Origin of the sequence: Gilliamella sp. Fer4-1 (genome assembly GCF_001690515.1) — a bacterium.
GTDB classification, from domain to species: Bacteria; Pseudomonadota; Gammaproteobacteria; order Enterobacterales; family Orbaceae; genus Gilliamella; species Gilliamella apicola_C.
This window is the reverse complement of record NZ_LZGZ01000316.1, coordinates 1-11,668: the sequence shown is the minus strand read 5'-3', so window position 1 is coordinate 11,668 and position 11,668 is coordinate 1. Positions and strand designations below refer to the sequence as shown.

Sequence of the window (11,668 nt, the reverse complement as noted above, 5' to 3'; positions counted from 1 at the left end):
CAAGCCATAATTAATTGAACAAAAAATTAAACATCAATGATGTTATTAAAAAGTAAAAAAGATGATGTATTTTACAGAGATAGAGTAATCTATGCTTATGGTAGATTACCGCAGTAACTAACTATAATCGAGTTGAAAAATGAATAATACTAAAGTTTGGTCCCTTGGGGATGCTGTCATTGATTTGTTGCCATTTGGTGATATGAATTATCAAGCTTGCGCTGGTGGGGCGCCAGCTAATGTCGCAATTGGTGTTGCAAAATTAGGATTACCTTCCGCTTTTATTGGTCGGGTGGGCAATGATCCTTTTGGTGAATTTATGGAAACGACTTTCCGTAAATATCACGTTGATTGTCAAAGCCTTGAAAAAGACGAACAACATCGAACAAGTACTGTGGTTGTCGATTTAGGTCAAAATGGCGAACGCAGCTTTACTTTTCTTGTGTCACCTTCAGCTGATCAATTTTTGTCTCAGCAAGCAATACCTGATTTCAACCAAGATATTTTACATTTTTGTTCTTTGGCTCTCGTCGGGCATACTTGCCGGCAAACAGTCAAAACAGCAATCGAACGTCTTACAGCTAAAAGTGGTTTAATCAGCTTTGATGTTAACTTGCGCGAGCAGATGTGGACAAATAAAAACGAAATGCGCACAACTATTACGCAATTTTGCCATGATGCCGATATCCTCAAGTTATCGGACGAAGAACTATTTTGGTTAACACAATGCAATGATTGGCATGAAGCACTAAGTAAACTACAACAACACTATGAAGCACCATTAAAGCTCATTACCAAAGGTAAAGATGGCAGTATTGTATTATGGCAAGGTAAAACCTTTACTTTTGATTCGTTTCATGTAAATAGCGTTGATACCACTGGCGCGGGTGATGCTTTTGTAGCAGGATTATTAAGCAGTATTGCATCATCAGGCATGCCAGAAGATAAGCTCATGTTAGAAAGCATGATGACTATAGCTAGTGCTTGTGGTGCCTTAGCAACTACTCAAAAAGGCGCATTAACCGCATTACCTGATAGTGTATTTTTACAATCATTTATTAGCGATAACCCTACATTAACGGCGAAACAAATGGCCTAACAAAAAGTGCCACTAATGGGGCAGTAAAACATAATTTTGGTTGTCAACTGCCCTTACTTAAATTTAATTCATTGTTTATTAAAACTAAATAATATTTAGCACTGGCCACATTGTGATCTTGCCCAATGATCTATTATAAAAACATCATCAATAGTTGACGGTTCAGGAAAAGTTAATTTTTCTAAGGTTTTTGATACATTTTTAGCAATATCCATAAATCCGATTTTATTTTGCAAAAAAGCCTCAACCGCAACTTCATTGGCAGCATTGAGCGCTGTGGTAGCCGCTTGCCCTTGATTAAAGGCATCGATTGCCAATTTTAAACATGGATAACGGTCAAAGTCAGGTTGTTTAAATGTTAACGACGAAATTTGCGTAAAATCTAAAGGTGGTACGCTTGAAGGCACACGACCGGGATAAGACATGGCATAAGCAATTGGCGTACACATATCAGGCACACCAAGTTCAGCCACCACACTACCATCTTGATAACGTACCATTGAATGGATGATTGATTGCGGATGAATAATAATTTCCATTTCGTCGGCACTGGCATTAAATAGCCAACGAGCTTCAATATATTCCAGCCCTTTATTCATCATCGTTGCCGAATCGACAGATATTTTTTTACCCATCGACCAATTAGGGTGAGCAATCGCTTGCTCAGGGGTGACATGTGCAAGATTAGCTAAATCCCAATCACGAAATGGTCCACCAGAACCCGTTAACACGATTTTAGTAATGCCGTGATCGGCAAGGTTAGTAAAACCTAAATTATGCTGTACCATCGTTGGTAAACTTTGGAAAATGGCATTATGTTCGCTATCTACTGGCAACAACTTGGCACCATACTCTTTAACCGCCTGCATAAACAAATGCCCACAGGTAACTAGCGATTCTTTATTGGCCAGCAAAATACGTTTACCTTTTTTAATGGCAGCAAGGGTTGGCTTTAGTCCAGCCGCACCCACAATAGCCGCCATAACTTGATCTATTTCTGGCAATTGCGCTAAATCACAAATGGCTTGTTCACCACTTAACACTTCAACATCCAATTTTAGATTAGCAAGATTTGCTCTTAATTGAGCAGCCGCTTGCTCTGTTGCCATGGCAACGTATTTTGGCTTAAAGTCTAAACATTGCTCAGTCATTTTTATCACATTATTGCCACCAACTAAAGCATAAGCTTTAAATTGATGTGGATTTTGAGCAATAACGGTTAAAGTACTACAACCAATTGAGCCAGTCGATCCTAAAATTGCGATATTTTTCATATTAATACATCAAGTTAATGTTATAGTTATTGAAAAAAGTGATAAATTCCTTAGCAGGCGCTTTATCTGTAATAATTTGATTAAACAGCGTTAACTCGCCAATAAAAGCCGGCTTAACTTGATTAAATTTAGTATGATCGGCAATCAAAATATTCTGACCTGATTTTTTTATAGCTTGCAATTTCATATCAAGTTCATCAAAATGATAACAAGTTACACCTTGTTCAATATCGATCCCCGCGGCCGAAATAAACGCTTTATTTGGGCAAATCGAATTTAATTCACTATGCTGTCCAATAGCGCTAAAAATCGCATTATTAGCCTGATAATGACCACCACATAAAATTGTCTTACAATTAGATTTATTTTGTAATGCTAAAAATGCGTTTAATGAATAACAGATAGCGGTAAAAGTAACGGAATCATCAATAGCATCAATAATAAAAGGTATTGAGGTACCGCAATCAAAAAAGACAGTATCATTATCAAAAACTAATTTGCTTGCCCGTTTAGCAATGTGTAACTTTTCGTTAACTTGTTTATCTTGTTGGTCTGAAACAAAATATCGTGTTGCTTGATAACGAGCATCGCTGACAATATAACCACCTAAAACACTTAATGAGGCAGGAACACTATTTAAATCTCGCCGAATGGTCATTTCTGAAACCGCTAACAGCTTAGCAGCATCTTTTAAATGAATCTTATCAGTTTTTGTTAAAATTTGAATGAGCTCATTAATTCTTTTTTGTGATTGCATTTCCATTCAGATTCCATCAACAACAATAAGCAACATAACGTCGCTTATTGATGGGTTTATTGATTAATAATTGCTTGATGATGTAGTGTTACCAGAAACAATAGCAATACCAGCACTTGCGCCTAATCGTGTTGCGCCCGCTTGGATCATTGCTTCCGCCGTTTCACGATTGCGAATACCACCAGACGCTTTCACCCCCATCTTATCGCCTACGGTTTTGCGCATTAATTTAACATCTTCAACAGTGGCACCAGAAACACTAAAACCTGTTGAAGTCTTAACAAAAGCTACTCCGATTTCTTTACAAATGGTGCAGACTTTAACAATCTCTTCTTTCGTTAATAAACAGGTTTCTAAAATGACTTTTAATGGCACTTGACCACAAGCTTTAAATACCGCTTCGATATCATTTTTAACAGCGTCCCAATCATTGCTTTTTAACCAACCTACATTAATCACCATATCGATTTCTTGTGCGCCCCCTTTAATCGCCATTTCGGTTTCATAAGCTTTAACGCAAGTCTGCATAGCACCAAGTGGAAAACCAACGACCGAACAAACTTTAACATCACTGCCATTGAGTAAGCTTGCAGCTAAAGGAACATAACCTGAATTCACACAAACAGAATAAAAATGATATTCCTTGGCTTCATCACAGAGTTTACGAATTTGATCTTCCGTCGCATTCATTGCGAGTAAAGTATGATCAATATACTTTGCATAGCTCATAACGAGATCCTTAAATTGTCTTTGTAATAATGTCTAATAAATATTGTTAGTAGGTAAATGAATAGTAATGTTACAAAAATAACAAATATAAAGCCATAATGTTATTATAATAACATTATGTAACAATTGTATAAAATAGTACAGTCAAAAATAGCTTTTTAAAAAGCAGAGCGCAATCTTACAAAGATTAGATTTAAAAAAGTAAGGCTTTTTGCGATGTGTTTAATTTAATTATTCTTTTATATGCCAATTTTACCAATGCTAACACCGCTTTCGTCGTTGGCAGGTCACTTACGCAACCAATTCGCTTCGTTATTTAGTTAGTTCCCCCACCTTGTAAGCGAAAGGTTGTGCCTTACGCAGCAACCTTTCTTAAATAGCCTCGGCTAGATTAGTCCATATCAACCTCACGACCAAGTACTAAGGTTTAAGGACCGAGGCCGCAAAAAGTCTGGCTAGAGTCTCTCGACCGGTATCTGTATATCTCACCAGTGCCTATCCACACAATGAACCGGTCGAACCGTTCACTATCCGGAGTAGCGTCACTCGTCCAGTGGTCGTCGGTACAACTGGCACCAGGGTAGTTGAGCAAGTTGCCCCACTCAGTGAGGAAACCGGCGTTAATATTGCGCTGGTAATGATTACTAGATGAAGATGGCGTGGTGCCGACTGAACCTTCACAGCCAGAACCACCCATGACACCTATACACTGCGAATTAGTAAAATCCCTTACTCTTGGCATCTGGTAACCGATACTTCTACACCAAGACAATGAATTAAAATAGCCATAGTAATTATATTCACCTCGGGTGACGAACCACTGCTTTAACTTAAATCCATACTTGATAACAGCACTACCATGACTATCTTGACCAACTAACTCGAATGTCGCTAGCAAAGAGGGACGAGGTATAATCGAATAAGTAGCAGAACATGTCTGACTTAGCTTCAGCTAAACGACGATAACTCCCCACAGAAATCCATTCACTTTTCAAACAGCTCACCGAAGTGGCATTATCTGCGGAGTTAGATTCTCATTTAGCTAATGATATTACCTCTAATCGACGAAACAGTGAAAGTTCAAAGACAATAAAAACCACATTAGGTAGCTTCGAACTTGATGTACCAAGAGATAGGAATGGTTCATTTGAATCTCAACTCATCAAAAAAAATCACACAACATTAAGCGATTAAATTGGGCAAAAAATCCTGAGTATATATACGCTGGGAATGAGCTATAAAGGCATTAACCAGCATATTGAAGAGATTTATGTTTTTCGTGCCTCTCCTGCTACGATGATGGCAACAACGACCACTAGAGTCGGTTTACCCGTTAGTCTGGATGAATGAATGCAATCCATTATAAAGTAAAAGAAAACGGGGTTATCACACCAAGGCTGTTTATACCGAACTAACCCTTAATTTAGCAGGGAAAAAAGAAGTATGAGGTTGATATTTATCTGAAAACGAAGGGGCGAATTTTGAGTTATCGGTTTTGACCGATTTGCAAAACAGAGGGGTAAATGACATTTTAATCAATTGTGTGGATGCCTTGGTTGGTTTTTCTGAAGTGATTAATACCATTTACCCAAAAATAGCGGTTCAGCTTTGCATTATGCATCAAATTCGTCATTCAATTAAGTATGTTGCTTCTAAACATCACAAAACCTTGATGAGTGATTTAAAACCAGTCTACAAGGCGGTGTCTCGTGATGCGGAAATTGATGCGTTAGAGTTTCAATCAATTTAGTTTTTAACTAATTTTTGCCCATAAGCATTAATTTGGTTATTTTCTACTTTGTAGGTAAATCTCCATTTCTTATTCAGTTCTTCGATTATTTTTTGGTTTAAAGCTGTATTTTCAAAACTTGTGCTTTTAGCGATAAATAGGTGTGAAAAAAGACTTTTATTTGTAGGATCTTTTTCTATTATTTTTAATGCATTATATGTTTTTCCGGCCTCTAGATGCGGTATTTGGTTACATAATAGTGTGTATTTATCATCTAATGAAAACACATCACATGTGAATAACTCGATTAATAAATTGTAACAAATGGACTTAATTTGTTGAGTTTGCGTTTTATATTCTATGCATAATTGTTTTACTTTATTTTGTATGACATTAGTGGCGGAATTATAGTATTGGTTATTCGTGATCACGGCTAAATCATCAGTATTAAAATTATTTTCTAAAATGTGCTTTTGAAGCGCTACTGAATCGTTTGCATAATTAATGGAAATAGGAACATTTGTTAAACCTAACAATGACGTTTTTTGCGCTGAACTTAACTCTGTTGATAATAGATTTATTATCTCATCATGATCAATTAAAGAATCATCCTCTTTTAGTTTATTTATATATTCCTCAAAATTATGGGTAATAAGTTCTAAAATATTGTCTGGATAGTTTTCTCTTATAAACTCTAGATCTTGCTCTTCTAACTGTTTATAAAATGCACTATTATTTTAAATTAATAATTCTCTTAACCACCCTCACTGTAGTCCCCAAAATCTTTGCAATATTTTCAATAGATACGCCCTTTTCCAGTAATGCATTAATCAGTATTTTCTTTTCAGATTCAGCTTTTTCTTTTATCTCTTTTGCTTTCTGCTGAGCTGTTTTGGTCTTATCCCTCTCAACCGCTAATTTTTCTTTTGCAATTTGTTTTTCTTGTTTACGGATGCGTTCAACTACTTGGTAAGTCGGAACATATTTCAAGCTTTGTTCAAGTTCAGCCATCAGTTTGATGTTGCGAAAGCTGATATAGGTTTTTGGGGTGATAATTAAGTGGTCGGTAAGCTCGATATTTAAAATATGGGCAACTTGAATTAAGCGGTCAGTGATATCTTTATCGGCCTCTGAGGGGATTAGCGATCCAGACGGGTGATTATGCACCAAAATCACCCGTGAGGCGTTTTTCATCACCGCAATACGAAACACGTTCATTGGTTCAATGTTGACCGATTTATAAGACCCAAGCGCAATTAGTTCAATATACAGGATATAACCCGCTTGATTCATACCAATCATCCAAAGATGTTCCTTTTCTTGGTCGATCTTATCTTCACGCAATAACACACGCTGCATAATGCTATACACGTCGTCTGTGCTTTCAATATAGCGTTTGTCATGTTTGGTTAGTTTAATATCCATCTTATCGCCTTGTAAAATCAAACGAAAAATAATATAGCATATTCTGTTTATGCTGGGCAGTCGTTAATCAAATAATTCCACCTGTTCACTTTTTAGGTTATATTATTTGTAAAAAATATTCAGGATTCTATACCGTTTCAAAGGAGATCAACAATGTATCACGCTATTTTACCCGAAGAGCAGCATTCTGCTGCTAAGCGCTTTTTGCAACGAGTCCCGTCATTAATCGCAACAAGTTCATTATGTCGACGCCTTAAGCCTGTCGCATTACTGATTGACATTGCGCCCATGACGTTAATTGCTCTGCCACATAGCTTGATTGCCAATAAATTTCATCTTTCACCACGAGCTGCTCAAAGGCGAGATAACGTTATTCGTCAGTGGCTAGCGCAGTATGAGCCAGATCTTTATCAAGCAATACTGAATCTTACACAAACGATGCCGGTAGAAGTGTCTAGACAAGCTCAGGCATTTAAGTTATGGCTGACCAAGCTGCTTGGTACGTCAGTTATGCCTTGCGATTATTGTGGATCGCTTAGTACAGTTCGCATTGGGCACCGCCTTAATTTTCGTTGCCGAACCTGTCGCCGAACGTTTAATCCTCTCAAAAAGTATTATCTTGATAAATTATCTCATTGTGAACTGTGGTTACCTTTTGTTGATTTATTACTACAAGGTGAGACATTTAAAACGATTAGCCAGCAATTGGGAATTAATACCGATACCGTCGCTAAGTGGCAACGTTATTTTTTGGAGATAATGGAATTACAAGGATTTTTGGCATTAGCTAACTATTATCAAATAAAGCGATGTCAACGTTATCGTCAAACATGGTTAGACATGCACACTGGCGACACGTTTTTACCCGCTAGCAAATCGCATTTTAGCTCTAAATCATCATAATGTTTAATGCATTTGTAAAAAAGATTCAGGATTCTATACCGTTTCAATCATAAATTATTATGCTCAATGATTTGTTAATGGTAATAGGCAAAAGACTTTAGCATCCTTAACGTGTTAAAAATTTAGATATAAATTAGAATAAATAACCTAAAGGAGTAGAAAACAAAAATTAGCAGAATTAGCACAAGCTACATGATATCCATAGGCATTATACCTGTAATCAGGTGTGGGGATTTCCATTACCGAATAGTGATTATGATGTGCGTGGATAAGCGACACGATTTCTGAACTACATTTTAAGGCGGATAAGTTAGAGCGTTTTTTGTACAAAAATTGATGAACTTAAAATAAGACAAGAAATACAGGGCGGCAATCCAATCTGATGAGTGCCACAGTATAAAATAGGTGGGCGATGCTCTGGCTAATTCAGGTAATTAATTATTGCTTCAAAGCAAGCTTACTTGATATTTTTTGTATCCCACCAATAGAATAATGACAGCATAATAAAATTGCCGGATATATTATAAAATTAAGGGTTACCAGTGATGTAATACCTAAAAATCCCATAATAAAATCTAGATTAAAAACCGATTTATTAGCCTCATCCATAACTAACATGAAGACAATAGGTGACATTAAGGTAATTAGAATACCAAGTGGCACTCCGCACATCACTAAACCCATCGGCCGATTTATTTTATATAAAAGGAAGATTGAAATCAGAATAAAACAGAAATAACACAAACCATAACACATCAAATAATATAATTCTGGTGTGCGATGTTTTGCGATAATCATTCGATAACACCATTGGTAACTTAGATAGGCACCTATAAAATTAAACAATACGATAATTAATAAATTAATTATTTTCATTAGCTTGCCCTTTATTATCTTCAATTTCTTTTACAGCTTATGCCAAAGAGTCTGGTGGTATGTCCACACTTTTTAGTACAAAAAATAAGGTCATCGATTTCTTTTATATTCAATCGGCGACTGTCCATTTAATATTGAATGAAGCCTGTTATAATTAAACCAATCCACATAGTGATTAAATTCCAATTTAAGTTGCGCCAGTGATCAAAAATAGTATTTGGCATAAATTCTGGTTTTACGGCTTTAAATGTGCTTTCTGCAATTGCGTTATCATAAAGACAGCCTTTGCGACTTAACGACCGTTTAATTCCAAATGCTGTTAAGCATTTATCAATCAAATGATTATCAAACCCTTTTCCTCTATCAGAATGAAAAAACTCAATCGTCTGTAAGTTCATGGATATTTGACTCATCGCTTGCATGACCCGTGCCGCTGTTTTATGCCTGCCAGCACTTCGTCCCACTATTTCACTCAGCAATATATCTTGTGGTTGCTACGTCAATTGTCGCTGATAATAGAAACGATTTCCCGTTACATTTAAACATCGACATAATGCACGTAAACGGTATCGATTACCATTGTTTTTAACTTAGGTTACTTATATAAAAATTAATTTTTTCTACCCTTAATCTTAGCTAATTTATATACTGGAATAGACTTAAAATCATTATTTAGTGAATAATAATTAGAAATGAAAAAAATAATATTAATATTATGTATATCAATAAGCGCTATCTGCAATGCTAAGGAGCATTGTTCAAACAAAATAGAAGCTAAAAACTATTCGTTCGAGATTAATTCAAATTCGTATAACTTTATATCTTATCGTTGTGATGATGAAAATAATGAATTTTCAAAACCCGCTATATTAGAAGTAAAAGGTGATAATGTGGATTATCAACTTGAAAATTTGATTGGATCTTATCATTCACTTGATGTTCAATTTGCCAATTGGAATAATCAACCCGCATTATTTTACAAGCATGCAACAACAAATAATATTCAAGGCTACATTCCAATAACAATTCAAAACAACAGACTAACTATTGATTGTAGCTATGTTAAGAGACGGTTAATCAACTTGATGGAAACCCGATATTCTTATTGCACTGAAAGAAAGCAGATTAACAATATTAAAGATTTAAATGGTTCCTTGGCTCTTTTTGATCCTCGCCAATTAAATTCTTACTCCTATTTCCCTCACACTGATGAAAGTTTATTACATAAAAATTTTGATGTTTTCGTTGGTAAAGTGGGTGATATTAGTTTTTATCAACACTATCAATTAATTAAGGATTATGATTTAGATAAATATACAGTAATAATAGCAAATAAAGATAAGCAATATCATTTCAAAAATATCGAAGTATTTCAAAGAATTAAAGAATTAGGTGAATTTGAATACCAACATATGATTGGTTTAGATATTCTCAATTCTAACGGTAATTTTACTTTTTATGATATGGACAGGCTTTCAGATATACTGGATAACTCAACCGAAAAAAGCGATATTCATTCTTATATTCAACTAGAAAAAGTTCAACTTTATGAACAACCAGACTTTCAATATCCAACTTATAACTATTTAAAAAGAAACGATTTTGTCAAAATTTTAGATGTAGAATTAGACAATGAGAAACTCAAAAAAACTAACCTTTATGAAATTTATAAAATGAGAAAGCTCTTATGGTTTAAAGTGAGTTATCAAAGTGAAAAATATGGTGAAATAATTAATTGGGTACCATGGAATGCATTTTACGCCGACTAGTAATTGCACGCCTAAATAAGCATAGACTATCAACTAAAATGCCATAAATTTCTATAAAATAATTCTTAAATGCTGTTAGTTTGAGAAGTGGATAATATGATTAAGTGAAAGAATATGAAAACAATAAAATACATTATAGTGGCTATCTTATGTTTATCCAACTTTGTATTTGCCAACTATTTTTATCGAATCGAAATCAGAACGAATGGCAAGTATAAAGAAGAGTATTATTACAATTATAATAATGATTTTGCTGGTAATGCAACTTTATATATCAATAATATCACCAATCATCCTAAGCTTTTAACCGAAAATGAGGATGGCACAGAGTCTGATGATAATCTTTCAGCTGATAAAAGATTAGCGTCATTACCTAAAACAGAATTAGAAAGTGAACTGCAATTTGGATGCTTTTCGGACTCAGAATTAGATATATTTGAAAAAAAATCTAAAGAAATAGAATTTTTACAACACAAGACAACTAAAGATTACTATTTCAAAATCGTTTTATCTATAAAAGACTGCGCTTATAAAATGCTTGGCATTAATGTTTACCGAAAAAAAGACGGTAGTTTGTTACAAACAATTAATGATGCTGCTATTAGTGATTATGAATTTATGTCAATCGAAACAATAAAAAACGGTGATAGCACAGTAATTCATAGACCTGAAGGCACTGATGATTACAATTTTGATGGCATTGATAATGATTTTTTTATTTCTAAAACAACCGATGATGTAATGGGGGTGCCTACTTTTCATCGTTTTTACTCCTTTGATAAGAAAAAAGGAAAATTTGTTTATCTGAATTTAGATGGTCTCGATATTTCTTTTGATGAAAAGAAACAACAAGCCATTCAGAAAAAAATTTGTCCAATTAAAGAAGATAACGACATTGTAATCACTAAAACTTTTCAATTTGACACTAAAAAACATAGCTATACCTTACTTAATTCGGTATGTAATTATAAAAGACGTAGCACGAATGATTCAGATAAAGTGTTTTCTCGTCAATGTACACAAAAAGAAGATAATTATTGCAAAAACGCAGATGAACTAGATGATGATTTTGGGTTTTAAATAATTCTAAAAAACAATGAATAACAT

The 11,668-nt window shown here is 34.8% G+C and carries 12 protein-coding genes and 1 pseudogene; 5 read left to right on the top strand and 8 right to left on the bottom strand.

The annotated features are described in order from the left end of the window. Positions 1–139: 139 nt before the first annotated feature. Positions 140–1,099, top strand: coding sequence for an aminoimidazole riboside kinase (locus A9G30_RS10640; protein WP_065588942.1), 960 nt, complete (start codon positions 140–142; stop codon positions 1,097–1,099). A 95-nt stretch (positions 1,100–1,194) separates the two neighbouring features. On the opposite strand, the gene ispC is transcribed toward A9G30_RS10640, so the two are convergent. From ispC to A9G30_RS13400, 4 genes are all read right to left on the bottom strand, one after another. Further along, positions 1,195–2,373, bottom strand: a complete 1,179-nt coding sequence (gene ispC / locus A9G30_RS10635) for a 1-deoxy-D-xylulose-5-phosphate reductoisomerase (RefSeq protein ID WP_065583168.1) — start codon at positions 2,371–2,373, stop codon at positions 1,195–1,197. A gap of 1 nt (position 2,374) precedes the next feature. Beyond that, positions 2,375–3,136 (bottom strand): DNA-binding transcriptional repressor DeoR, encoded by a 762-nt coding sequence (deoR, locus tag A9G30_RS10630; protein ID WP_065588941.1) that lies wholly within the window; start codon positions 3,134–3,136, stop codon positions 2,375–2,377. Between the two features lie 57 nt (positions 3,137–3,193). After that, positions 3,194–3,859 carry a deoxyribose-phosphate aldolase gene (gene deoC, locus A9G30_RS10625; RefSeq protein WP_065588940.1) on the bottom strand — a complete coding sequence of 222 codons (666 nt, stop codon included), beginning with the start codon at positions 3,857–3,859 and terminating at the stop codon, positions 3,194–3,196. A gap of 863 nt (positions 3,860–4,722) precedes the next feature. Beyond that, positions 4,723–4,854 carry a hypothetical protein gene (locus tag A9G30_RS13400; RefSeq protein ID WP_255305772.1) on the bottom strand — a complete coding sequence of 44 codons (132 nt, stop codon included), beginning with the start codon at positions 4,852–4,854 and terminating at the stop codon, positions 4,723–4,725. Here A9G30_RS13400 and A9G30_RS13395 point away from each other — a divergent pair. Beyond that, positions 4,847–5,594, top strand: a pseudogene (locus tag A9G30_RS13395) (IS256 family transposase); the annotation flags it as partial. The gene A9G30_RS13400 and the pseudogene A9G30_RS13395 sit on opposite strands and share 8 nt — an antisense overlap. An 11-nt stretch (positions 5,595–5,605) precedes the next feature. Here A9G30_RS13395 and A9G30_RS10610 read toward each other — a convergent pair. Both A9G30_RS10610 and A9G30_RS10605 read right to left on the bottom strand, forming a co-directional pair. Next, a complete protein-coding gene (locus tag A9G30_RS10610) occupies positions 5,606–6,124 on the bottom strand; it encodes a hypothetical protein (RefSeq protein ID WP_065588937.1) in 519 nt (172 codons plus the stop codon). 196 nt (positions 6,125–6,320) lie between these two features. After that, positions 6,321–7,013 (bottom strand): JAB domain-containing protein, encoded by a 693-nt coding sequence (locus tag A9G30_RS10605; RefSeq protein WP_065588936.1) that lies wholly within the window; start codon positions 7,011–7,013, stop codon positions 6,321–6,323. A gap of 153 nt (positions 7,014–7,166) precedes the next feature. On the opposite strand from A9G30_RS10605, the gene A9G30_RS10600 reads away from it, so the two are divergent. Then, positions 7,167–7,916 (top strand): hypothetical protein, encoded by a 750-nt coding sequence (locus A9G30_RS10600; protein WP_065588935.1) that lies wholly within the window; start codon positions 7,167–7,169, stop codon positions 7,914–7,916. Between the two features lie 438 nt (positions 7,917–8,354). On the opposite strand, the gene A9G30_RS10595 is transcribed toward A9G30_RS10600, so the two are convergent. Further along, on the bottom strand, positions 8,355–8,792 hold the full coding sequence (locus tag A9G30_RS10595; RefSeq protein ID WP_141672089.1) for a hypothetical protein: 438 nt from the start codon (positions 8,790–8,792) through the stop codon (positions 8,355–8,357). Positions 8,793–8,882: 90 nt separating this feature from the next. Further along, the gene (locus tag A9G30_RS13725) at positions 8,883–8,960 is read right to left on the bottom strand and encodes an IS3 family transposase (protein ID WP_442903048.1); all 78 of its coding nucleotides are present in this window, start codon (positions 8,958–8,960) and stop codon (positions 8,883–8,885) included. 524 nt (positions 8,961–9,484) lie between these two features. Between A9G30_RS13725 and A9G30_RS10585 the strand changes: the two genes are divergently transcribed. Together A9G30_RS10585 and A9G30_RS10580 are read left to right on the top strand one after the other, a co-directional pair. Further along, complete coding sequence (locus tag A9G30_RS10585) at positions 9,485–10,561, top strand: hypothetical protein (RefSeq protein ID WP_141672088.1); 1,077 nt, start codon at positions 9,485–9,487, stop codon at positions 10,559–10,561. Positions 10,562–10,675: 114 nt separating this feature from the next. After that, positions 10,676–11,641 (top strand): hypothetical protein, encoded by a 966-nt coding sequence (locus A9G30_RS10580; RefSeq protein ID WP_065588932.1) that lies wholly within the window; start codon positions 10,676–10,678, stop codon positions 11,639–11,641. Positions 11,642–11,668 lie beyond the last annotated feature (27 nt).